Raw genomic sequence first — 24288 nt, forward strand, 5'->3', positions numbered from 1 at the left:
CCAAACGTAATGACACAAGATATTTTCTGGCAGCTGATCGATAAAGCCAGGGCCAAAACCAACATCAACTTCGAGACGCAGTGCGTAACGCTTACCGAATTGCTTACTCCTTACAACAAGGAAGACATTATCGATTTCGAACATATACTGCGTGAAAAAATTGAAGAAGCCTCCTCCTTCCCGATCATGGCGGCCACCTTCCTGGTATGTAGTTTTATTTCGGACGATACCTACGAAGACTTCCGAGCCTGGCTCATTGGCCAGGGTAAGGACAATTTCTATAAAGCGCTTAAAAACCCCGACGATATCGCCGATATGCTGAGCAAAAAGCAGGCGCAGAACCTGGGCGGGGAATTCATGCTGTTTGTAGCCGTTAACGCCTACCTCGAAAAAACCGGTAGCGACGACGACGAAGCCTTCTACCAGCTGATCGAGCACCCCGAGGAAAAAGAAATCAAACAACAATGGCCCGAAAGCAAAGCCGACTACCGCAAAATATTGCCCAGGCTTTTTGATAAATTCTGGGATGAAGACCGGATCGCTGCCAAGCTGCAGGAAGCCGAAGAGAACGGCGAAGACGATTAATGATCTTTTCAACGAACACAGCCGCCTGCTACAAACCAGGCGGCTGTTTCTTTTAAGGGGTTTTGCGAATATCCCCGAAAAACACCATTACATCTGCGCCGGGCATAGTAATATTGCAGCCGTTTACTTATGCGACAAAAAATAAAACGGACCTTCCGCGTTGCCCGTTACATCGTGTACCGCGAAACGCTCGTAGATAAAAAAGATATTTTCTGGTCCTTTACAGGTGCATTTACCGGTATCGGGCTCATCGGGCTGATCCACCAGTACTGGCTTTCGGCCAGCGATAACCTCTTCCTGGTCGGCTCTTTCGGCGCCTCCGCCGTATTAATCTACGGTCATACGCAAAGCCCGCTGGCACAACCCCGTAACCTGGTGGGCGGTCATATCCTGAGTGCACTGGTCGGTATCAGTATCCGTTTCCTTATCCCGCAACCCGAATTACAATGGCTGGCCTGTTCGCTGGCTGTGGCCCTGGCCATCGTAGTGATGCAGGTTACCCGTACCATACATCCACCGGGCGGCGCTACCTCCCTGCTGGCCATTATCGGCAGCAGCCAGATCCGCGATCTCGGTTACCTGTATGCCTTGTCGCCCGTGGCCAGCGGTGTCGCCATTATGTTGCTCATCGCCTGGATCGTCAATAATATTCCGGGCAACCGGCGTTACCCGGCCCATGGCAAATGGTGGTAAGCCATTCCTTTTCTTTATGCGGGCATAATCCGGGCAATAGGGTACTTTCCTATCTTTGTGACCGATGAGCATACCTAAAGACATACAGACCGTCATCCAGGCTCCCGGCAACCGCAACGAGGAGATCACCAGGGATTACCTGGCTTTTCTTGATCAGCATATCGGGGAACTGCTCGAAGGCCGCGAAACAGAGATGTTACATATCAACGAAATCGCGCAAAAACTCTTTATCTCACCGGTTCACCTCAGCAATACCGTAAAGCTGGTTACCGGCCGCCATCCCTGTTATTACTTCGACCTCAAGATTATACAACAGGCCAATCATTTGCTGGCACATACTGCCTTATCGGCTTCGGAAGTAGCCCGCAGGCTTACGTTCGACCCTTCCAACTTCCTGAAGTTTTATAAAAAGCTCACCGGGCTTACCCCCACCGAATTCCGCGAAGGCAAAGGCGGCGATCCGAGCACTACCCTGCTCTTCGTTATGGATATGCATGCCAGAGCGCACCAGTAGCCCGTTCTTTTCAACAAGACCTGTTCCTGAGAATAGACCATAACCTGTAACCAGGCCGGTAACTTTTGTGCCCGGGTGCAAGCGTGCAGAGTCCTGTTTTCTCCCTAATTCTGAACGCCTCACCATGGTAATGCTGAAAATTCTGAAGCTATCACCATGACCGGTTGACCGGGGCTATGGACCTTTGTATCGTAAAAACAAATAAACAATGCATACAAAGAAAATAGCCCTTATAACCGGCGGCAGCCGTGGTTTGGGTAAGAACAGCGCCCTGGCGCTGGCCGGTAAAGGCCTCGATGTAATCCTTACCTACCATACCCGCAAAGAAGATGCGGACGATACCGTACAGGCCATCGCTGCCAAAGGCGCCAAAGCCAGCGCATTGCAGCTGGATACCAGTAATACAGCGGGTTTCGAAGCCTTTGCCCAACAACTCGCAACCGTGTTAAAAGAAGAATGGCAACGCGACACGTTCGACTTCCTCGTCAACAACGCCGGTACCGGTTTACACCAGGCCTTTGCCGATACCTCCGAAACCGAATTCGACAGCCTGATGAATATCCATTTCAAAGGGGTGTTCTTCCTGACCCAACGCTTATTGCCGTTGATCGCCGATGGCGGTAGTATCATTAACCTCAGTTCCGGCCTGGCCCGCTTTGCTACACCGGGTTACAGCGCTTATGCCGCTATGAAAGGCGCTATCGAAACGCTGACCCGATACCAGGCCAAAGAACTCGGCAGCAGGGGCATACGGGTTAATGTAGTGGCCCCGGGCGCTATCGAAACCGATTTTACCAAACCGGCCATGACGCACAATCCCGGTATGAAAGACTTTATCGGCTCGCAAACGGCGCTGGGCCGTATGGGTGTACCCGACGATATCGGCGGACTGATCGCCGCATTGTGCAACCCGGAACTATCCTGGGTTAATGCACAGCGTATAGAAGCATCCGGCGGTATGTTCCTGTAAGCATTAGCGATAAACCAAAAACGCCTGCCTGTGTCTTTGCAACACAGGCAGGCGTTTTTAATTCCGGTCATTCGATTAATCGTGCAAGGCAAGCATCGGCAGGTAGTTGAGCCGGGCCAGGCGGCGGGTATGGCTCTGTTTAAAAATGGTGTCCCAGATACCGTAACGGTGCGGGATCACGATAAGCAGATCCAGGTTATAGTCTTTCGCAAAACCGGATATGGCCGGGATCACATGCGGGTCCTCGATATTGTGATAATCAGGGTTAACCTCCAGTAAGAGCTCCTGCATCAGGGCCTCGTTTTCCTGCCGTGCTTTCGGGTCGTGCGGGTTGCCGCGGGTTATATGCACCACATGCAACCTGGCACCGGTATACTCCACCAGCCATTTAATGAAACGGATCTGCGCGGCATTACGGTTTTTGTAATCGCAGGCAAAACCGATATTCCTCAGCGGTTGATAGGTAACATGCCCGGGTACTACCAGCACCGGGGCATCCAGGTCCTGCAAGGTGCTCAGCAGATCATTATCCCAGGTCCAGAGGTCGTCGTAATCCGTGAGCGCGCCGATCAGGATAAGTTGTGGCGCTGTGGCCTCGATCTCGTCCCGGAGCGCATCCATCATGGTGGCTACTACAGCTTTCGTCCTGACCTGTACACCCGGAAAGTTATCGACCGCCCATTGCTTTTCCTCCTGCAGTTGTTCCTCCGCGTTGATAAAAGCATCGCCCATAGCCGCCAGGGCTACGCCCTCGGTAGTATAAGTTACCGGCATGGCATAGGCATGCAACAGCAGGATCGTAAACGCTTCGTTCCCGAACAGGCCGCAGGCATAAGCCAGCGTATTGCGTGAAGATGCAGAGAAATCGGTAGTTACCAATATTGTATTCATAAAAAAACTGGTTTTGTTTATCGGGAGAAAAGGACATCAACCAGCCTTCGCCGGCTTTCCATCCTATTTATTAAATAACAAACAGTAAAGTATTTAACTAATTATGCAAATTTTTTAATCCGCCGCCTTCCGTAAATTTTCGCTCATATTGCCCAGTACGCGGATACAAACGCCCAATTGGTCGGCAGTAACGTTTTTATTCACCACGGCGTACATTTCCGTAATCCAGGGCTGGATCTGCTGTTCCATATCTTTTCCTTTTTCTGTCAGGAAGATCAGCTTGTTGCGCCGGTCCTTTTCATCTTCCAGGCGGTATACGAGTTTACGTGCGGTCAGGTTATCGATCAGGTAGGTCATACTGGCCTTATCCTTTACGGTAATGTTAGACACCTCCTGCTGGTTGATGCCATCCTGTTTCCAGAGACAGGCCATTACCTGCAACATTTCGAAGGTAAGATCGATATCATGCAGGCGGAATTTGGCCTGCAGGTATTGCTTCAGCGCCAGGTTCACTTTGGTGATCTCCCGCGTAAACTCGGTCGTCATTTCCTGCTTCGATCGGCTTGCTTTCGTCATACACAATAAAGTTAGGAACTTAATAGTAAAGCATCAAACTAATTTTTGGATGAGAGGTGTGAGGGTGTGGGGGGTGTGCTAACCCTGAACAAAGCCGGCTATGGGATGAGATCCTTCGCTGTGCTCAGGATGACAGGCTTCCTCTTGCCACTTGATACCTGATACTTGATTCTAAAAAATGAGATCCTTCGCTACGCTTAGGATGACAGCTAATCCCTTTAAAGTTAAGTGCATTTAGCATGCCTGGGGCAGCATTTGCTGTTGCTTCATCTGGGGTTAGCCTTTTGTCATGCTGAGCCTGGCGAAGCATCTTATCGGCGTTAGCTCATGCGGCACAGGTGCGGCTGCATTGCTAAACGCTTAATACTAAAAAAGCCGGCCATCCCCAATTGGAATGACCGGCGCTTTTATAGGTTCAGGTACCGCCGCTTATCGAGGTGCGACCTCCCTTCAGTAAGATCCTTCGCTGTGCTCAGGATGACACCCGGCTTAACCCATAGTAAAGCCAGCTAATGGATGAGATCCTTCGCTACGCTCAGGATGACAACGCAACTCTACTACAGCTACTCCGGAGAAGCCAGCTAATGGGTGAGCTCCTTCGCTGCGCTCAGGATGACAACGCAACTCTGATACAGCCACTCCGGAGAAGCCAGCTAATGGATGAGATCCTTCGCTGCGCTCAGGATGACACCCGACTTTCTCTAACATCTAATACCTAACATCTAATATCTAACATTTAATCTCCCTACCAAATCCTTACACGCAGGCTGTCGGCGATATACATACCATCGCCGGGTTTTACTTTAAATACCTCGTAAAAGGCATCCACATCGGAGAACGGACCGTTAACCCTGTATTTGGCAGGCGAATGCACATCCGTCAGGATCTGCTGTGCCAACGACTCCTTACGGGTATTGTACAACCAACCCAGCGAGTAACCCAGGAAGAAGCGTTGCCCGGGGTTGAGGCCCGCGATCTTTTCGCCTTTCTTATACTGCTCTTTCTTTACAAAGGCATCCCAACCCAGCAGTACACCACCCAGGTCGGCGATGTTCTCCCCTACCGTGGCTTTACCGTTAACGTGCAGATCGTCTACAGCAATATACTTATTGAACTGGTTGATCATAACTTCCGTACGCGCTTTAAAGTTCTTTTCATCGTCTTTGGTCCACCAGTTTTTCAGGTTACCTTCGGCATCGTACTGTGCGCCCTGGTCGTCGAAACCATGCGTAATTTCGTGACCAATGGTAGATGCAGCGGCATAACCATATACCAGGGCATCATCCAGCTCTTCGTCCCTTTTACCCGGTACGGTAAAGATACCAGCCGGCAATACGATCTCGTTGTTAGAAGGATTGTAATAAGCGTTATACGTTTGCGGGGTCATGCTCCACTCCTCGCGGTCTACCGGTTTGCCCAGCTTCGCGATCTCGTAATTGTACCACCATTCCCTTGCAGCGATCACATTGCGCACATAACTCTGCGCTTTGATATTCATCGCAGAAAAATCCTTCCATTTATCCGGGTAACCTACCTTTTTACGCATCTTCGCCAGTTTGTCCAGCGCTTTAGCCTTCGTGGGCTCGCTCATCCAGGTCAGTTTTTTGATCCTGTCTTTCAGGGCCTCGCGGATATCTTCAACCATATCATTATAGCGCTTCTTGGCTTTTTCGTTAAAGTACTCTTTCACGAATAACTGGCCCAGCGCTTCGCCCATGGCATCTTCTTCTTCATCCAAAACCCTTTTCCAGCGCGGCTTCTGCTTCTTCACACCACTCAGTGTTTTTCCATAGAAATCGAAACGGGCGTCTTCCAGCTGCGGGTTGAGGAAGGGCGCCGTAGAACGGATCACCTGCCATTTGAGGTAATCTTTCCAGGTATCGATACTTTCGGTTTTCAATGCATTATTGATCGCTGTAAAAAACTCGGGCTGTCCTACAATCACGGTATCCAGGTTATTGATCCCGGCTTCGGTCAGCCATTTTTTCCAATCGATATCGGCAGTCAGTTTTTGCAAACCGGATACTGCATATTTATTATAGTTCTTATACGGGTCGCGCAGGTCTTCCAGTTTCCGGCTTACTTTGGCCAGGCTGGTTTCCAGCTTGAAGATCGCCGCGCTTTTGTTTTTGCCATCGGCAATACCGGCCAGACCCAGCATGGTTTCGATATGCGCCGGGTAAGCCTCCCGTATTTTCCGGGTACGTTCGTCGGTATTGAAATAATAGTCGCGGTTGGGCAGTCCCAATCCGCCCTGGTGCAGGTTGAAGGCCATTTTTTCGCTGTTCATATCGTCCTGCGCCACATACCCGTTAAACAGCGGCGAAAAGCCTTTGCGGTTCAGCTGGGCGATAACGTTCAACACATCTTCTTTCGTCTTGATATTGTCGATCAGCTGCATCTCGGGCTGCAATTGTTCTACCCCCTGTTGTTTCAGGGCAACGGTATCCATACCGCTGCTCCAGAATGCCGCTATTTTTTTGGCGATAGCGTTATCCGCTTGTTTCAGTGCCTGTTCGTTGATGGTCTTTAAGCGGTTGTACAGGTCTTCCTGCACCAGGTAGGCAATGCCCCAGCTTTTCTGTTCGTCGGGGATCGGGTTGCTTTTAATCCAGCCGCCATTGGCGTAATCGAAGAAATCCTGCGCCGGGTTGACAGTGGTATCGAGGTTAGCCGCGAGGATATCGGGACCGGCGGCAGTTCCTTTTTGTCCGCCTTCGGAAGTGTTGTTGCCACAGGACCAGGCCAGTAAGGACAAAGCGCTGCCGACCAGTATTCCGGAATATTTCATAGAGGTATATTTTTTTGAATAAAACCAGGCATTTATATTAAAATGATGGCGTCAAAGATAATGGAAAAGGGGCAGTACCATCTCCCCCCTGCGGAGGTAAAATTTGCTGTTAATTAATCGCGTTGAAAATCTGCGGTAAGTAATTCTGTGGTACTTTCGCATTCGAAAACCAGCTGTATGCAATCCAGATTTTATGCGCTCCTTCTGTTGCTGGCGCTGAGCTTTACCGCCTGCAAAACCCAACAGCACTTCATAGATAGTTACCAGACGTCCTTTACCCCCATCGATTCTACACGGCCGCATGACAGCAGTATGGATAAAATGCTGGAGCCCTACCGGGTAAAAATGCATGAGGCCATGGACCAGGTAATCGGTTACAGCGAAGTACCTATGTCCAAGGCGCAACCCGAATGCACCCTTGGTAATTTTATGGCCGATGCCCAGCTGGCAATCGCCCGTAAAACGGACCCGGCCACACAGGTATCTATTATGAATTACGGCGGCATACGCATTCCCTATGTGAGTCCCGGTGCTATTTCCAAAGGGAAAATATATGAAATGATGCCCTTTGACAATAAACTGACTATTGTAGAAGTACCGGGTAAGGTGATGCGCCAGTTATGCGACCTGATGGCCGCATGGGGCGGATGGCCGGTAAGCGGTATCACTTTCCGTATTAAAGATAAAAAGGCTGTAGACATTATGGTAGACGGTAAACCGCTGAACGACCAGCTGATCTATATTACTGCCATGTCGGATTATATTGCCAACGGTGGCGACAATTGTGCCTTCCTGGCAGATTGCAAAAAACATTTTCTGAATATTTTTGTCCGCGACATGCTTATCGAGTATGTAACGGATCTGCAGGCCCGGGGCCGCAAACTCAACCCGCAACTTGAAAAAAGAATCAGTTATGCAGAATAGGAGAAATTTTATCAAACAGGGCATGATCGGCGGCGGACTGCTGGCAGCAGGCGGTTTTCCCTTTTCTGCATTTGCCGCTACCGGCGCCACCCGCATCACGATCCTGCATACTAATGATGTACACAGCAGGCTCGATCCCTTCCCGATGGACGGATCCAAATTCCAGGGCATGGGCGGCGTGGCTGCGCGCGCCGAACTGATCCGCCAGATCAGGACCGAGGAAGAACATGTACTGCTGCTCGATGCCGGCGATATATTCCAGGGTACGCCTTACTTTAACCTGTATAAAGGTGAACCCGAAATAAAGGCTATGAGTATGATGGAATACGACGCTGCGACGATGGGTAACCACGACTTCGACGCCGGTGTGGAGGGCTTTGCCAAACAGCTGCCGCATGCCAGTTTCCCGATCCTGGTAGCCAATTACGACTTCCGCGATACCGAGCTGGCAGATAAAACACAACCTTATAAAATATTCACGAAAGGTGGTATAAAAATTGGTATATTCGGGTTAGGAATTCAATTGCTCGGATTGGTGCCGCAAGACGCCTATGGCAAGACAAAATTCCTGGATCCTTTGCCTATAGCGATTGCTACGAGCGATATGCTCAAAAACAAAAAAAAGTGTGATATGGTCATCTGTTTATCCCACCTGGGCTACGAATATAAAAGCGATAAAATAAGTGACTGTGTATTAGCCGCCAATACCGAGCATATAGACCTGATTATCGGCGGTCATACCCACACCTTCCTCGATAAGCCTACACTGATAAAAAACAAGGCTGGCAAGGAAGTTATCATTAACCAGGTGGGTTGGGCCGGCATACGGCTCGGCAAACTGGACTTCGTTTTCGACAGCAAAAAAAGTGCAAAACTCTCCAATGCCCAAACTGTAATTCTAAGGAAACAAACAATAGGTTGACAATTTTTTTTTTCAACAAAATGTTGAGAATTTCGTGCTCTGGTTGAGAGAAAAAACCAACATTTTTTTTAACACAGAAGTACACTGCAGCGAGCGCAAGACGGAATATTCCATTCGTGAGGTAATTACAAAATAATTAACAAGAGATTTTTTAGACACGGATTGTTTGGATTACTTTTTGATACAAACACCATCCGTAGGGGGGCTTGACGGCGATAGTAACGGAGACATTCACATTTTTTGAAAACAAACAAGGACAACAGGAGACGAACAATATGATTCCAAACCAACCCATACCATCTTCATCACCAACGGAAGCAGTTGTAGCATGGGAAAAATGCCTTGCCATTATTAAGGACAATGTGAACTGGCGTGCATTTCAAACATGGTTCGAGCCGATCAAGGCTGCTGCATTAACCAATAGTGTACTGACCATCCAGGTACCGAGTCAGTTTTTTTACGAATGGCTTGAAGAGCATTATGTGGAGTTGTTAGGAAAAACGATTAAAAGGATACTGGGCCGCGAAGGCCGCCTGGAATACCGTATCCAGATGGAAAACGCGGGGCAACGCCAGCCTGCTACCATGCAGCTGCCGGGTAGCGCCCACCCCAAGCCTTCCAAGGAGAGCAATTATGTGAATATGGACTATGTGATGGAGGATCCTTTAAAAATTAAGAACCCGTTTGTAATACCGGGTATGAAGCGCGTGCAGATCGACCCGCAGCTCAATCCCAATCTTACTTTTGATAACTATATAGAAGGTGAATGCAACAGGCTTTCCCGCACTGCCGGTATCCATATCGCTCAGAAACCGGGCGCTACAGCGTTTAACCCTTTGATGATATTTGGTGGAACAGGTTGTGGTAAAACACATTTGCTGCAAGCCATCGGTAACGAGGTGCGCAGGCTGCATCCCAATAAGTCGGTATTATATGTAAGCACCGAAAAATTCATCAACCAGTTTATCGACCATTCGAAAAACCAGGAAGTAAATGACTTTATTCACTTCTACCAGTTGATCGATGTATTGCTGCTCGATGATATTCATTTATTCGTAAGCGCATCCAAAACACAGGATGTATTTTTCGCGATATTCAATCACCTGCATCAAAACGGCAAACAGATCGTATTGAGCAGCGATACGCCGCCCAAAGACCTGGAAGGCATGCAGGAAAGGCTTTTGAGCCGTTTCCGTTGGGGATTGCATGCAGAGATCTCTGCGCCCGACTACGAAACCCGTAAGGCCATTCTCGAAATGAAGATGCGCAACGAAGGACTTGAAATTCCGGAAGAAGTGGTACAATACGTTGCCTATAATGTACAGAACAATGTAAGAGACCTGGAAGGCACCGTTATTTCTCTGTTTGCACAGGCTACCCTCAACAAGAAAGAGATAGACCTCGAACTGGCTAAGCGTGTACTGAAGAACTTTGTCAAGACATCGTTCAAAGAACTCAGCATCGACGACATCCAGAAAATGGTCTGCAACTTCTATAACGTTCCTTACAATGACCTGCTGACCAAGACCCGCAAACGGGAAATCGTACAGGCCCGCCAGATTACCATGTACTTGGCCAAGAAGTTTACAAGAAGCTCTTTAAAAACGATCGGCGAACACTTTACCGGTAAGGATCACACTACGGTAATACACTCCTGCCAGACCGTAGAAAACCTGATGGAAACTGATACAAGCTATCGTGAAAAACTGCTTGAAATCCAACAGAAAGTGCAATTGGCAGCGATGTAGAAAAAAAGCAAAAAAAAGTATCCAGATAATTTCATTTTTCGAAAAGTTGTCATTACCTTTGCACTCCCTTAACGGGGCAACGGAAGTTCTTCAAAACAAATACGGTGAGGTGGATGAGTGGCTGAAATCAGTAGTTTGCTAAACTGCCGTACGGGTCAAACTGTACCGCGGGTTCGAATCCCGCCCTCACCGCTGAAAATTTTCACTCATAATTTTCGGCAAGAATTTCCACCGGGAAGTAGCGCAGGCCGGTAGCGCACCTGGTTTGGGACCAGGGGGTCGCAGGTTCGAATCCTGTCTTCCCGACTTGAAAGGACAAAACAGATTCACTTCTGTTTTGTCCTTTTTTATTTGGGCTTAATTGGCTATCCAATAGATAGATAAGTCTTGCCGCTTCATTTACCCTGCCGGTTCGAACAGCACTATTTTCAAAATGTAGTTTTTCCGGGAACATCGAACTTATGATTTCCCTCTTCTTTTCTACTTCTGCGGTTTCATAAACGGAGCCTACCTTTAAAAGATTAGCTAATCCCTCATCCAGTAGGGTTTTCAAATCTACAGTATTGCTACTGTTGGCATCTTCCTTAACTCTTAGCCGTTGCAACTGTTCGGTATAATCAGCTTTCATCTCCCGGTAATCTTCCGGTTCTATCTGCTTTGATACTAACAGCTCTCTCAGGTAAGCCAGCTTTCCTTCTGTTTCCTTAATCTTGTTGGCAACCTGCTTGCGGTCGTCCTTTATTGCGCCGGTCTGCTCCTGCCATTCCTCTAATAGAACGGCCTTATAGATTTCCAGCATTTCGGGTTTTGGTATATACTGCTTAAGTATCCTTTCAAATTGGTTGTTGGCTTCATCTGCCCTGAACCTGAATTTACATCCGCCGTAGCAATGGTAATAGGCATAATACTTGGTGTTGCCTTTCGAGGCGCTGCCTGTAAGTAATTTGCCACAGGACGGACAGGTCAGAAAGCCTCTTAACGGCAATGATGCAGCAGAAACAACTTTAAGCCGGTAGGTACCTCTTTTCCTCCCGTCCAATACATCTTGCACCTCGTAATAAAGCTCCTCTGTTATAATCGGCTCATGCAAACCTTTTACAAACCTGCTTTCTTCGTCTTTGTATTTATTGATAAAAATCTTCCCGCAATAGATGGGATTACGGATGGCAAACCAGAACAGGCTTTTGGTGCCGGTAAATCCCCGCTGTTTTGCCATTTTAAAAATCTGCTCTGTGTTATATACACCTTTGGCTATTTCTTCAAAAGCCCATACCAGGATTACAGAATTTTTGCCGTCTGGTGTTATATACTTCCTGCCGCTTTCATCGGTTTTATTTACGTAGCCAACGGGCGCTAATCCCATATAACGGCCTTCCTTTCTAGCCCTGCGCATACCAACGATTACGTTCAAAGCCCTCCTGTCGTTTTCCACTTCAGGGGCTGCCAAATAAAACGCCAACATCATTTTGTTCTCAGGAATAGATAAGTCCAATGGCTGTTCGATGGCTTGCGGTTCCACGCCCAGTTTTCGAAGCGTGTTGATCATTTGATAGGCATCGCCCGCATTACGACTAAAACGGTCCCATTTAAGGAACAATACGAAATCGCTTTTGCCCTTATGCCTTTTGAGGTCCAGCAAATAGGCTTTCCATTCAGGGCGATTGAAAGTCTTCGCAGAATGATCTTCATAAATAACTTTTCTTACGCTGATCTTATTGAGGTCACAGTATTTACGCAATAACTCTTCCTGTCCCCGTTGGGAGTAGCCCTTATCTGCCTGTTCATCTGTACTTACCCGGATATATAAGTCTGCAATCTTCATAGTTCAAAGGTTTTTCTAGTTATTATTCAGATGCCGCCCAATGACAGACCTGGCTAAAATCTTCATAAATTCCAATATCTGCGTAGCCTGCTGAACAGATATTTCGCATTTTTTTGCACGTAAAATTTCCCTCACCTTCTCTGGTGTTAGCTTCTCCATATAATCCCATCTTTACAATCTCCACAATTCCCTATATGGGTTTCACCTAGCTAAAATAAAAAATAGTTTTGATAAAATGTAAATTACACAAACTTTTATTTATTTTTGACCAGGATCTATCCTTTAAGAAAGGGTGATCCTCTCTTAAAATAATACGACATGCAGCGTCCTTATAAAATAACATACAAAACGTACTTCAACGACAGGCTAAAAGAAGTGGATTTCCACGGAGAACAAACATATCCCTTGTACATTCAGGTTACCTACCGGAAAAAAACTATTTTTTTTAAAAGTTATTATTTCGATCTGCTTTCCCAAGAACGATATGCATATAAAATTGGCAGAAAGGTAATTGCCCCGAAACTTAAGGACGTTATCGGCTTTGAATTAAAGCTTATCCAATTAATTGTTGAGCAGCTCGGAGATGCTATAACATTAGAAGCATTTAAAGAAGCATATAACTTTTATGGTCAGGACCTCTGTTCGTATGCGGAGAAAATGCTCGTCCCTAATCTATTTTTATATTTTAAGGATATTGATTGCTCCTCTTTTGCCTGGGCGGTGGCCGCCTTCAATCAAAAGAAAAACGTGCTGTATGATTTATTGCTGGATATGAAGAAGCTCTTTACGGATGATGCATGGAAAAGGTTGATTCAATATGGCGATAGCGTTACTATTGCCTATTTGGAAATGTATGCATTTGTCATATCCAAACGCAAGAAACCCTATTGGCTCTTAACGGTGATGGAATGGGAAAAAGAAGAAGTTGCAGAAGAATTTAGAGCTTATCTATCAGGTGTTGAAATAAGAGGGGAAGAGCAGGATCGAATACTTAAAAGTATGAATAAACTGATTGCTTATGTAAAGGAGGAAGTTGCTAATGGGACGCTCAACATTCATTGATATTTTTTATTATAAATTCTTTACGTCACAAATCGGTGTTTTGTGATAATTACTTAATTTTATTCAATGGGATATCATGTTATTACGAGTACAGATAATAAGCTCACTGCTCATTATATAAAAGATATAAGGGGGTTGGTGTACTTGGAAGATATAAACGAAAAAACTTTAATCTATGAGGGCAAAGAGTCCGACAGACCCTTCCTGCTAAAAGATTATGATCCTGCCAATAAATATTTTACGCAGATAGCAAGAATAGGAGCTATGGGAGAAGATCTTTTCAAAAACCAAGCCGAAGACAATGCTTTTGTAGTTCAAGTTATAGAACAAGGCAAAGAAAAGATGTTACATTTTACAAAAGCTATGGGCAAAATAAAAAGACCTGATTTTTGTGTTCTCAATGCAAATGCTGATGTAGAAGTTAAGTGCATTAAAATATATGGTGGGCAAATACAATATTTTTATTTAAGCATAAGTGAGATAAGAAAGCTAAATACATATTCTCAGAATTCCGGAAGACCAGTAGTATTTGCTGTATATGAACAGAAGAACTTTAAACCCCTTAAAGACAATTTATATATGATAAAGCTTATCGATATCGTAGAGATAAATAAAAAAGACCCCTTTGAACAAAAGGATAATGCATATATAATTCCATTGTCTTTTTGCGAACAGGGATTTGAAATATTAAAAAAAATAAAAAGACATTCGAATTAGAATTCGGAATTTGCTAAATCGTAGACATAACTTGTACCATTTCAACACGGTTGGAAACCTCCAGTTTTTCGTAAATCTTCCTCGTATGAGCATTTACCGTTCGCTCTGAAATGAACTTCACTACGGCAATTTCCCTTGCTGAGCTTCCTGTAATCAATAGTTGGGCTATTTCTATCTCTCTAACGGTTAAACCATATTTCCGACAATTAAATTCGAAAGGAGTTCCCTTGTCCTGATTGTTGGATTTATTTTTAACAGGCTCAATCTGTTGTTGTAAAGGATGCTTTCTTAGGGATTTCATAGTGCGATAGGCATCCTCGTAAAGTTTCATTTCCTGCTTCCGGGTATAAGACAGTATTGCCTCTGCCTTAAGGACAAGTTCTTCCGGTTCAAAGGGCTTTAAAATATAATCAATTGCCCCCAAATCGAGCCCCCGTCTTCGGTCTTCGTTTGTTATTCGAGCTGTCACGAATATTATTGGTATATGGCATAAATCCGGATCATTCTGTATTATCTCCGCCAACTCAAAGCCGTCCATTTCATCCATCATCACATCAGTGATAAGCAAATCCGGAACCTGTTGCTTAATCTTTTTTAATGCCTCCCTTCCATTTAAGGCGTAGTTGACGTTGTAGCGTGTAGAAAACTTTTGAATAAGAAAACTGTTCATTTTGCGATTGTCTTCAACAATCAGAATACTCGATATGTCATCGGCTAAGTAAATATCTTTAAGTTCATCTTCCTGGAGCATAGGATGGTCTGGAAGATTAAGATCCGGGATACTCGCTTCTGATTCGGACTTTTTAAAAGTCACTTTAACGATAGTTCCCTGCCCTTCTTTACTTTGCAGATCTATATGACCATCAAGCGAGTCAATTATATTTTTGACCAGGGGAAGCCCTAGTCCCATACCTTGAATGTTACGCTTGGGTGCATTTAGCAGTTGGTACGGCTTGAAAACTTCTTTGATTTCCTCTGTTGAGATTCCTGCCCCTTGATCTTCAACCGTAAAAATGATTTCGTTACCATTCGCGGAAAGGTCAATTGAAATTACACTATCGTTGAATGAGTATCTTACTGCATTTTCCAGTAAATTGTTTATGACCCTGTTGATCGCAAGCGGGTCGGCCTGAATACAAAGTCCAGACTGAATAGATTTGACAAGCCCGATGCTCTTTTGACTACAATAAGCTTCAAATGCGTTGCAGGCATGTTGAACAAGCTTAGACATTTCAAAGACTTGATTGTGATCGAACATCTGAACCCCTTTTGAAAACCGTTCAATATCGAAAAGGTCAGTTATATCCTGACTTAACTTGGATACTGTTGATTTTACATTAATGAGTTCAGGGGAAGCACCGTTCTTTTGAATGTGTTCGCTTATGTAGTTATTTATTAAAGCAATCGGGGTTTTTGTTTCATGCACCAGGTTTATAAATGTGGATTCTCGCTGATCATATAATTGTCGTATGCTTTTTGCCTTTTCTTCATTGATCTCCTGAATATGCAGGATTTTCTCCTTCCTGATGTTCTCCTCCAATGCGCTACGTAGCTCTTTTTCTTTTTTCATGAATCTGACAACAAAAAAATAGGCTAACGCTTTCGCGAAAAATTCCCATAGCCAAAAGGAAGCCATCACTAATTCTTGCTTAAGGATCAGCTTTTCCTGCTCATAGCCTCGCGCCCGATCCATGTAAGGGAAAACATAGAAATTTAGCGAAAATCGCAAGAGAAGGAAAACAGCTACTAACGTGAGTAATGTGGCGATACTTATAAGTATGCGTCTTAGTGACCGGACAGAAAAGGTGCTTAGGAAATAAACAAAGGCGTAAAAGAGGTAAAAAGGATGGCTAAGCACCAGTAAAACTTCTTTCGAGAAATAATACGACTTTCCATACATTATCTGGTCCGTGATGTAGCAGTACAGCAGATATAACGGCCAGAAAACGAAATGCCATTTGTATTTTAGAATCCAGCTAACAACTTTTTGATCGGCTATAGCCTTCTTGGTTTCATGGTACAAGCTTTCTTCACTCATAGTATTTTTTTACAAACTCAACCCAATTTTCCTGCAGAGTAGGTATTGTAACATCAGGTGTTATTCCGATAGAATCTATTGTTTTTTTCCCTTTGGGTATTTCTCTTTTAAATGTGGGCAAGGTCATCATGTACTGTCCGGAAGGTAAGGTGAAAGAAATTGCGTTCAGGTAATCGACCGCACCAAGTGTATTTTCTCCAAAGACTTTAACCTTTTTGCTCTGCTTAAAATCAAGGACCATCAACTCCGCAGCACTTTGTACAGCGAAGTTTGTTATTATAGCCACATTTTTAGGCATGGGCATTGTACCGTCATACTTTAGCGTGTCGCCCGGCTCAAAAACAAATTTCCCGAGATTGTTATAAATTTTAGACGAATCCTTTACAAGTTCGGACAGCTTGGCAGTATCCACTTCTTTCCGTTTTAGCAATTCGGCAATCTGTGATCTTCTATGCTGTAACAGGTCAGCACTACAGTATTTGTAGCCGGCAACGGGAATAATAGGACGAGTTGCAATGTATGGAACCAACGTCCTATACGTACTTACAGTACCGCCAAGATTATTTCTGATGTCAAGAATTAGCGTCTTTGATTTCTTTATCTTGTCACTGTCAGCTTTAACGATACTGTCAACCAATGAGATGTTAGGTCCGGTAAAGTCAGGGAGGGTTAGTAAGTAATTATCATTGTCCAACACCTTCCCGCTAGTGGTGGAAATAGGAGCAGCAACAGTGTTCGGAAAGTCGAACTTTGCGTTTGTCGCCATCTTCCTCCAAATTGTAAAATCACCAGTTACTAATGTACTGTCATTCCGAAAGGTCGAGCGAAGAAAAAAACGTGTATTTACCCTTGGGGATTGAAAATCCATTAGATATCTGCCTGACGGCAGCTTTTCAATACAACCAATCTTAAATCCAGGAGGAACCAAAGCGGTTCTTGCAGTCTGATAATATATGTCATAAAAGTCTCGCTTCGATTTATTCCGAACAATAGCGATTATAGTACTCTTCACGTCGTTTATCCAATAACCCTCATATTTATCCTTCCGAATTGCTTTATCTCTGAAATACCCAGAAAGTCGGTTCTGTAAACTTTGACATTTAAAGCTGTCAAAAGCCAATTCCGCAGGGGGGCTAAGCTTAAATACCTGGAGGTGATGATCATCAAAATAAGCCGCAACCTTTCCAAGCATTCGAAACGTATCAGTTTCCTCTTCTTCCGCAACCTTGTGAGCAAACTTGTCAAACAGGATCTTGTCATTTTTAGTCAATCCTGGGTATCCGGCATAGGCATTTCTAATTTTTTCAATCAAGAAATCAATGTCGTTACCCTGGGCGTATCCATTCGATACGCATTGAATCAATAATAAACAGAACAAGGCCGTTAGTTTCACTGTATTAGTATTTCATTAAAGGAAGAGTAGCCCTTAATTAAAGCGTACCTGGTACCGCCAATTAAGGGCCAAATAAGAATTTCTGAAAACTTTTGTTCGCGCTTATTTAAGTGTGCAGGTGGTATACGTCTGTGGTCTTAGACCGCTGCAGTCATCGATATAAGATGCACCAGATGGTTTGCAACCACCCCCAATAACGGTTATGCAGTCGCTTGACGTTCCGGCACCAATTACATTCTTAATAAATGCAGGGGATAAGGTTGTTATGCTAACTTTTCTAAGAGATAACTTCTTTACTGAGGTGTTTTTTTTCATTTTTTAAGATTTGTATTTAAAGATAGTTTGTTATCTTGACTAGTATTGCCTAACCTAATGGGGAAGCAGCAAACGTATTTACTTTTATCCAATAAGCCAAACAACATTTATCAGTATTTTAGATTATGAAATTTCTTATCCTGTCTCCGAATTATTTGGCAAAACACTATTAAGAATACAGAGAGAGAATTCGACACTGTTCAAAGTTTTAGGATATTTATTCTTTTTAATTTTTGCGATTTTTTTTGCCGTCTGGTTTGTATACGGAAGGGAACTGATTCAGTAATTAAGTGACTACAACTAAGGATACATTTTTATAAAAATAGGATTAAAATGTTGATAGTTAGTGATAAATAGGCAGAATTGCCTATAAAAACAGGCAGGATTGCCTATTGTTAGGCCCTCATTCCGCCTCTAAATTTGCCTTATCAATTGATGGTTATTCCAGGTGTGATGGAATAGCAAGTTTACCAAAGACGATCACACGGTTTTTGGTAGACCAAATCAGGTGAAAGCTACACCTGAGATTTCAAAATAAATTGTAACCTTAAAATTGATCTTCCGGAAAAGTACACTTCGGATCAAAAAGTTGGTAGCGATTTACAGTATCGATCTGATGAGCTGAAAGGTTAAAAAATTATCACTAACATTTAAAAAAAGAACAAAAATGAAAGTTCAATCATTGAATTTCCCAGCAATTGAAGCGCTTCCTAAAAGCGGTATGCAAAAAATAAACGGCGGAGCAATGTCTCGCAGAGAGACATCCGCAGGTGTTCTTAACGGCATGGAGTATGAATGTGACTCCGCTCTTTACGACGATGGAGTGTACCAGAACACCACATATACCTTTAAAAAGAGGGTAAACTAAAGAAAACAGAAAAGATCGGTTTAAGGCAGTGTTGCTGCCTTAAACCGATACCTTAAACCCATTTATAATGACCAGACTCATCCTATTAATACTTCTTTTTGCAAGCAATGTTGCTTTTGCAACAGATAATAAGATTAAAGCTTATTTGACATTAGTTAATGAAGCGGAACTACTCGTTTGCAATGAAAAATTAAGCGAGGCAATACAACATTATGACAAAGCTTTCTCGCTTAAGCCCTCACCACTCGGCAAAGATTTATTAAACGCTCTATTGTGTGCTTATCAATTAGATGATACCGGAAGATTTAAATTATATGCCGCCAAGCTGGTAAAAAATGGCGCCTTCTCTAATATCAGTAATTTAAGAAGATATATTTCGAAAGTTCCTATCGGCCCGAATAAAGAAAAGTATGGAAAGATATGGGATGATCTGAGTGGCAAGGTAGTAGTTGGATTAGATACTGTTTATCGCAACCAGCTGATCAAACTGGTGCAGGATGATCAGGATGTCAGGCATTACTTTGTAGAAAAATACCACGGAGATTATAATAACGGTGGGAAGGATTCATTAAACGTTTTTGACTCCCTTAATGTAATCAAACTTCAAAACTTATTCGCTACAAAAGGATTTCCTACGGAGAATAAAGTCGGTTATGACCATAATTTTCCAGGCAATCCTCCTTTATACGAATTAATTATCCGGCACGATAGATCCTGGACGAATAGGAAAACGCTGGATTCGGTTTTCTATTTCGCAGTCATAAATGGCGATTTCCCGGCACTGACCTATGGCTATTGGAAAGACCAAAGTTATGGTAATACGCGCGACACTGTCGCTTCCTATCAAAAAGAATCCTATTCCCGATTTGGAACGGATGATCTTATTGTAATAGATGATGTGCTGTATGTCGATCGCTTCAGCGAATTAGATAAAAGTAAGATTAATAGGGCAAGGGCAGCTATATATATGAACTCGCTAGAAGAGGAAGCCGTAAAGGCCAGGTTTCAGATGAAACACAAATACTACCGTTTCCTTGATGGAACAACTTTTCTTCAATGGGACGGCATGTCCCCAGAAGACCTGCAAAAGGTGAAAGACAAGTCCTATAACGATAGCGATATATCGTCTTTTAATGTTATATCAAACAGAAAATGTGAATATGGCCTTGAACATTAAATCAAACCAGTATGATCGTTATACACTCTCAGCAGGACGAATCCACAACCGATGACGTGCTGGATTGGTTGTATTATTTCGGTATGGAGCAAGTAAAACGTGTTAATGGAACCAATCCCATCAATGCAAAAGCCCTTCGAATTAACAACCATACGCAACATTCGAACCTGTTTGATGATGCGGAAAGTTCCGCTATAAATGCCTATTGGTACAGACGGGGACATTTAGCATGCGAAATTAGTGAACCTATTAAACTGGGTTATTCCGGTTTTGTAACCTATTTCGAAAAAGAATATGATCACCTTACAAAAGGTATTAGCCAGGTATTCAAACAGTATCGAAATATCAACTCATTCGAAGATACCGGTACCAATAAGCTTACTAATCTTGCCGTTGCTGCGGGCGTTGACTTGTTGATACCGGATACCTTAGTCACCGCCGATGTAAAAGCAATAAAAGCCTTCTCCGCTATATATCCCAGGATTATAACCAAGGCCATTGGGCACAATCGTATAACGGCAACGATTGACGACAATAGCTATATAAACATTGCTGTCGATACCGCTATTTTTGACCAGGATAAGATCAATGCACTTCCTGAAGAAAACAACTTTTTGCCTGCCGTTTTCCAGGAATACCTGGAGAAAAAATATGAGCTAAGGATATTCTATTTCCACGGCCAGGTCTACAGTATGGCCATATTTTCACAGTTGAATGAAGCGACCAAAGTTGACTTTAGAAAGCATGATACGGAAACGCCCAACCGTTGTGTTCCCTATCAGTTGCCGGAAGATATTGAAAAGAAACTGGGAAGATTTATGCAGCATATAGCTATGAATAGTGGCTCTATTGACATGGTTGTAACCCCTTCCGGTGAGCATGTATTTTTAGAAGTCAACCCTGTCGGTCAACTGCAATGGTTGTCGGCAAATTGTAACTATCCTATTGAACGGGAAATCGCTAAATTTTTATTGCATGATAGCTAGATCGGAAAGCGAAAGACAGAAAACCATCAATGAATTCCTGGATTGGTTGGATGCACATCGCGAAAACTTACCTGTAAATGCAGCAACCTGGACCTTTCAGTACATAGAGCAACAAGCGGTTCCGGAGCATGAGCTGGTTTCATTGGGAAAATATAATGCTCGAAAAGCAGCCTCCATTTCCTTTTATAAACCCTATTCCAAGATCTGCAAATTCTGACATGGATTATTTTTTGTTGTATAGTAATTGCGTCCTGGTTAAAGGGGCGCATCGTGCTACCCTATGCGATCTGCAAAAGGGAGCGGTTTATTTTATTCCTAAACCGCTTGCGGATCTATTCCTGGAAGATCAGGCTGTAGATCTTGTTCAATTAAGGGAGAAAACGGAGGGTGATATGGTTCTATTTCTTATGGAGATTATCGACTCTTTAGTGGAGAATCAACTTGGGTTTTATACCAATCAACAGGAATGGAAACGCTTTCCAGCCTTAAATAAGGAATGGCTGTTTCCCGCCCATATATCTCATTGTATTTTGGATACGGCAACCGGTCGATTGGATTATTTTACAGAATCCTTCGTAGAGCAGCTGAGTAAACTATGTTGCAATTTCGTACAACTTCGTTTTTTTGGAATACCTCCAATAGAGCATTTAGAAAACATATTAAGGCTTATAACCGGCTCCCAAATTAAGTCTGTAGAAATCCTGATGCCCTGGAATACAGCTTATGAAAGTGGCTGTACTTATGGAAAATGGATCAATGATTATAAAAAAATAAGTAGCCTGGTATGTTGGGGAGCCCCATCAACCTGTGTAGTAAAAGAGGGCGCTAGAGCTATGGGGTATCTTTTGTATACCAGCGAACAAATCAATGCAGCAACACATTGCGGTATTATCGACCAGGGAATGTTTTCAACGAATATAACCACCTATACAGAATCGCTTAATTTCAATAGCTGTTTAAACAGGAAGATAAGTATAGACATACAGGGGGACGTAAAAAATTGTCCTTCGATGAAGGAAAGTTATGGCAATATCGGCGACACCACCTTGGTTGAAGCGATAGGAAAACCGGGGTTTAAAAAGTACTGGAACATTACCAAAGACCAGGTTTCTATCTGTAAAGATTGTGAATTCCGGCATGTTTGCACTGACTGCCGGGCTTACCTGGAAGATCCAGGAGATGTTTACAGCAAGCCTTTAAAATGTGGTTATGACCCCTACATTTGTGAATGGGCCGAATGGAGTACGCATCCATTGAAACAGAAAGGTATTAATTTTTACGGTCTCGAAAAACCAGCTTTTTAGAACCAAAGATAGTCTGATAGCACCGTTGGCAGATTAGATGTTTAGCTCGTCCAATATTGAATTTGAACAACATAATCGTAAGTAATTTACTAGTCAATTCGCCGGTCCATTATGTTTTTTGATACTACTGCTTTAAGCAAATAATTCATATCTGCAAGCCTTACAACAGCCATTTTCTGCGCGTGATATGCTATGTTTTTTATAGGATTTCATCTTCGCTATTAAAAAAAATCAATCACTTAAGGCTAAGGCCTACGACTCCGGAGTAAAGGCCCTCCATAAGCTCGTTGTGAAACAACGATACATCTGGCCGATCACGGAGCAACAGGTGATCGGTCCGCCTCAAGGTCAGATACTACGCTATATCGTCAAAGCCGAAAACCTGCAGATAGGGAAGGCTCAGGGACATGCTTGGAGTCTCAACCACATCCTTAAGCTAGCACCGCTCAAAATCCTGTTGTGTTGCCCTGTTCCTAAAAATATTTTTAAAAGAAAAACGGAAAAAAGAAAGCAATGGAATCGTACGTCCAAAGCGACGGCGCAAAAAATACTTGGTTTAATGGGGGGACCCTTTGGGGGGAGGCCGTTCATCCAAGTATTTTTTGTGGGCTTTTGTGCTGGGGTTGGACGTACGATATTTGCTGCCCTTTTTTTGTCTTTTGTTACCATGCCTACTCCCGATTTCACTAAGAATAATTCGTCACTAGCACAGCCAATTCCATTTTTAGTTTTTAATGTCTGTTGTGATACAATAGCAATTTATAAAAAGTTTTTACAGAAATTAATTTAGCAAAACTTTCATCTACTTTACTTGACATTCCTTTGGGAGATTCGTAAATTTGAAAAAAACTATTTATTATGTCATTACAGATTATCATGAGTGAAGATGGAGAACGTGCAGAAGGCGTGTTAATTCCTGTAAAGGACTGGAAGACTTTGGAACCTTTTGTAGATAAGGAAAGCGAATTATATTCCTTAATGGAAAGGCTAACCAAGAAGCCTCCTTTCGAAATGACGGATAAGGAGCTTATAGATCATTTAATGCCTGCTGCCGAGCAGGCGAAACAAAAGTCGCGTGAAATAGGGCTCCCGGAAATCTATAAAAACGAGGACTGTTACGGTTTTGATCAATTTATACGTGAGTATCCCAATGGCCGGAAAGAGTTGGTGTCACTCGACATTACTAACCGCACTTTTACCATCCTGAAAACTTTATAACATGAGCCAGCCTAATCTATATGTGATAGCCGGTCCCAACGGCTCAGGGAAAAGTACGTTCTCTCGTAGCCTGACCCTTCTTGATAAAGTAATAGATCCGGATGTGGAATTGAATTTGCGCCGCCTACAATTTCCGGATATCAGTAGCGCAAATTTATTGGAAGCCATGAATGACAATTGGTTCCCCAACATGGTTCATGAAGCCATCGAAAAAAGAAAGGATTTCGCATTTGAGACAAACTTTAGGTCTGCATCCCTGATGGAAGTAGTAAAACAATTCGAAGAAGCAGGATATCTTACTCATTTGTTTTTCATAGGTCTTCCCTCACTACAACTGAGTATAAAGAGGGTGATGTTGCGGGTAAGCAAAGGAGGGCACGACGTCGACAATGCAGACATCGAAATCAATTATAAAGCAAGCCTGGAGAACCTGGAAAAATATGGTGCTTCTTTTGATAGAACCTGGCTTCTTCATAGTTCAGAGTATGGCAAGCAGTTGACCTTGCCTTACATGGTCTGCAAAGCGGAAAAAGGGCAGTTGTTGAAAGAACAAATTCATATTCCAAAATGGGCAGAGCATTTTGTTCGTACACTCGACAGGACCAGGTTAGAAATTGAACAGAAACAATCTTTGAGTAAGAGGCGTGGGCGTCGTTTGTAATTACTCAGTGGATTAATTATCTGTTGGGTATATAAAGTGTTCCTGGTCCTAGTTATCTGTCCGTTGAAATCAAATTAAATTCTGATAGTATTTCATGTATCAAACTATGCTCC

General features: G+C 43.6%; 22 protein-coding genes, 2 tRNA genes and 1 pseudogene. 18 read left to right on the forward strand and 7 right to left on the reverse strand.

Going from position 1 to position 24288, the window contains the following annotated elements; genetic code table 11:
* Window positions 1-9 precede the first annotated feature (9 nt).
* From B0I18_RS15385 to B0I18_RS15400, 4 genes are all read left to right on the forward strand, one after another.
* The gene (locus B0I18_RS15385; protein WP_106523627.1) at window positions 10-585 is read left to right on the forward strand and encodes a DUF4240 domain-containing protein; all 576 of its coding nucleotides are present in this window, start codon (window positions 10-12) and stop codon (window positions 583-585) included.
* Between the two features lie 129 nt (window positions 586-714).
* The gene (locus B0I18_RS15390) at window positions 715-1278 is read left to right on the forward strand and encodes an HPP family protein (protein WP_106523628.1); all 564 of its coding nucleotides are present in this window, start codon (window positions 715-717) and stop codon (window positions 1276-1278) included.
* Between the two features lie 64 nt (window positions 1279-1342).
* Window positions 1343-1792, forward strand: a complete 450-nt coding sequence (locus B0I18_RS15395) for a helix-turn-helix domain-containing protein (protein ID WP_106523629.1) — start codon at window positions 1343-1345, stop codon at window positions 1790-1792.
* A gap of 208 nt (window positions 1793-2000) precedes the next feature.
* A complete protein-coding gene (locus tag B0I18_RS15400; RefSeq protein WP_106523630.1) occupies window positions 2001-2762 on the forward strand; it encodes an SDR family NAD(P)-dependent oxidoreductase in 762 nt (253 codons plus the stop codon).
* A gap of 75 nt (window positions 2763-2837) precedes the next feature.
* Here the strand turns inward: B0I18_RS15400 and B0I18_RS15405 are convergent, their stop codons facing one another.
* The 3 genes from B0I18_RS15405 to B0I18_RS15420 all read right to left on the reverse strand — a co-directional run bounded on the left by B0I18_RS15405 (window position 2838) and on the right by B0I18_RS15420 (window position 7020).
* Entirely contained in the window at window positions 2838-3653 is an 816-nt protein-coding gene (locus B0I18_RS15405) for a universal stress protein (RefSeq protein ID WP_106523631.1), read from the reverse strand.
* Window positions 3654-3767: 114 nt separating this feature from the next.
* Window positions 3768-4229, reverse strand: a complete 462-nt coding sequence (locus B0I18_RS15410; RefSeq protein ID WP_106523632.1) for a MarR family winged helix-turn-helix transcriptional regulator — start codon at window positions 4227-4229, stop codon at window positions 3768-3770.
* 745 nt (window positions 4230-4974) lie between these two features.
* The gene (locus B0I18_RS15420) at window positions 4975-7020 is read right to left on the reverse strand and encodes a M13 family metallopeptidase (protein WP_106523634.1); all 2046 of its coding nucleotides are present in this window, start codon (window positions 7018-7020) and stop codon (window positions 4975-4977) included.
* Between the two features lie 177 nt (window positions 7021-7197).
* Here B0I18_RS15420 and B0I18_RS15425 point away from each other — a divergent pair, with 177 nt between their 5' ends.
* The 5 genes from B0I18_RS15425 (at window position 7198) to B0I18_RS15445 (ending at window position 10920) form a co-directional block, all read left to right on the forward strand.
* Window positions 7198-7944 carry a 5'-nucleotidase C-terminal domain-containing protein gene (locus B0I18_RS15425; RefSeq protein WP_106523635.1) on the forward strand — a complete coding sequence of 249 codons (747 nt, stop codon included), beginning with the start codon at window positions 7198-7200 and terminating at the stop codon, window positions 7942-7944.
* Entirely contained in the window at window positions 7934-8866 is a 933-nt protein-coding gene (locus tag B0I18_RS15430; protein WP_106523636.1) for a bifunctional metallophosphatase/5'-nucleotidase, read from the forward strand. Before B0I18_RS15425 ends, B0I18_RS15430 begins: the two co-directional genes overlap by 11 nt.
* Before the next feature lie 275 nt (window positions 8867-9141).
* On the forward strand, window positions 9142-10614 hold the full coding sequence (gene dnaA, locus B0I18_RS15435) for a chromosomal replication initiator protein DnaA (RefSeq protein WP_106523637.1): 1473 nt from the start codon (window positions 9142-9144) through the stop codon (window positions 10612-10614).
* Between the two features lie 103 nt (window positions 10615-10717).
* Window positions 10718-10806, forward strand: a tRNA-Ser gene (locus tag B0I18_RS15440).
* Between the two features lie 40 nt (window positions 10807-10846).
* Window positions 10847-10920, forward strand: a tRNA-Pro gene (locus B0I18_RS15445).
* Between the two features lie 781 nt (window positions 10921-11701).
* On the opposite strand, the pseudogene B0I18_RS25515 reads toward B0I18_RS15445, so the two are convergent.
* Window positions 11702-12436: pseudogene (locus B0I18_RS25515) on the reverse strand (recombinase family protein); the annotation flags it as partial.
* A 318-nt stretch (window positions 12437-12754) separates the two neighbouring features.
* Here B0I18_RS25515 and B0I18_RS15460 point away from each other — a divergent pair.
* Both B0I18_RS15460 and B0I18_RS15465 read left to right on the forward strand, forming a co-directional pair.
* Window positions 12755-13498, forward strand: a complete 744-nt coding sequence (locus tag B0I18_RS15460) for a hypothetical protein (protein WP_106523639.1) — start codon at window positions 12755-12757, stop codon at window positions 13496-13498.
* A gap of 66 nt (window positions 13499-13564) precedes the next feature.
* Complete coding sequence (locus B0I18_RS15465) at window positions 13565-14215, forward strand: hypothetical protein (protein WP_106523640.1); 651 nt, start codon at window positions 13565-13567, stop codon at window positions 14213-14215.
* A 13-nt stretch (window positions 14216-14228) separates the two neighbouring features.
* On the opposite strand, the gene B0I18_RS15470 is transcribed toward B0I18_RS15465, so the two are convergent.
* The 3 genes from B0I18_RS15470 to B0I18_RS25520 all read right to left on the reverse strand — a co-directional run bounded on the left by B0I18_RS15470 (window position 14229) and on the right by B0I18_RS25520 (window position 17961).
* A complete protein-coding gene (locus B0I18_RS15470; RefSeq protein WP_106523641.1) occupies window positions 14229-16253 on the reverse strand; it encodes an ATP-binding response regulator in 2025 nt (674 codons plus the stop codon).
* Window positions 16246-17646: a S41 family peptidase gene (locus B0I18_RS15475; protein ID WP_146146761.1), complete on the reverse strand. Its 1401-nt coding sequence runs from the start codon at window positions 17644-17646 to the stop codon at window positions 16246-16248. The genes B0I18_RS15470 and B0I18_RS15475 overlap by 8 nt, the downstream gene beginning before the upstream one ends.
* Window positions 17647-17748: 102 nt before the next feature.
* The gene (locus B0I18_RS25520; protein WP_219905988.1) at window positions 17749-17961 is read right to left on the reverse strand and encodes a class I lanthipeptide; all 213 of its coding nucleotides are present in this window, start codon (window positions 17959-17961) and stop codon (window positions 17749-17751) included.
* 667 nt (window positions 17962-18628) lie between these two features.
* On the opposite strand from B0I18_RS25520, the gene B0I18_RS15480 reads away from it, so the two are divergent.
* From B0I18_RS15480 to B0I18_RS15510, 7 genes are all read left to right on the forward strand, one after another.
* A complete protein-coding gene (locus B0I18_RS15480; RefSeq protein ID WP_106523643.1) occupies window positions 18629-18829 on the forward strand; it encodes a hypothetical protein in 201 nt (66 codons plus the stop codon).
* Window positions 18830-18896: 67 nt separating this feature from the next.
* A complete protein-coding gene (locus B0I18_RS15485; RefSeq protein ID WP_106523644.1) occupies window positions 18897-20006 on the forward strand; it encodes a hypothetical protein in 1110 nt (369 codons plus the stop codon).
* Between the two features lie 11 nt (window positions 20007-20017).
* A complete protein-coding gene (gene gwsG / locus B0I18_RS15490) occupies window positions 20018-20992 on the forward strand; it encodes a grasp-with-spasm system ATP-grasp peptide maturase (RefSeq protein ID WP_106523645.1) in 975 nt (324 codons plus the stop codon).
* A gap of 128 nt (window positions 20993-21120) precedes the next feature.
* The gene (gene gwsS / locus B0I18_RS15495) at window positions 21121-22296 is read left to right on the forward strand and encodes a grasp-with-spasm system SPASM domain peptide maturase (protein WP_106523646.1); all 1176 of its coding nucleotides are present in this window, start codon (window positions 21121-21123) and stop codon (window positions 22294-22296) included.
* Window positions 22297-22585: 289 nt separating this feature from the next.
* Window positions 22586-23086, forward strand: coding sequence for a hypothetical protein (locus tag B0I18_RS15500; RefSeq protein WP_106523647.1), 501 nt, complete (start codon window positions 22586-22588; stop codon window positions 23084-23086).
* A gap of 68 nt (window positions 23087-23154) precedes the next feature.
* Window positions 23155-23514 carry a hypothetical protein gene (locus tag B0I18_RS15505; RefSeq protein WP_106523648.1) on the forward strand — a complete coding sequence of 120 codons (360 nt, stop codon included), beginning with the start codon at window positions 23155-23157 and terminating at the stop codon, window positions 23512-23514.
* Between the two features lies 1 nt (window position 23515).
* Window positions 23516-24175: an ATPase gene (locus B0I18_RS15510; protein WP_106523649.1), complete on the forward strand. Its 660-nt coding sequence runs from the start codon at window positions 23516-23518 to the stop codon at window positions 24173-24175.
* Window positions 24176-24288: the final 113 nt, after the last annotated feature.

The organism is Taibaiella chishuiensis (assembly GCF_003014535.1).
Lineage (GTDB): Bacteria > Bacteroidota > Bacteroidia > Chitinophagales > Chitinophagaceae > Taibaiella > Taibaiella chishuiensis.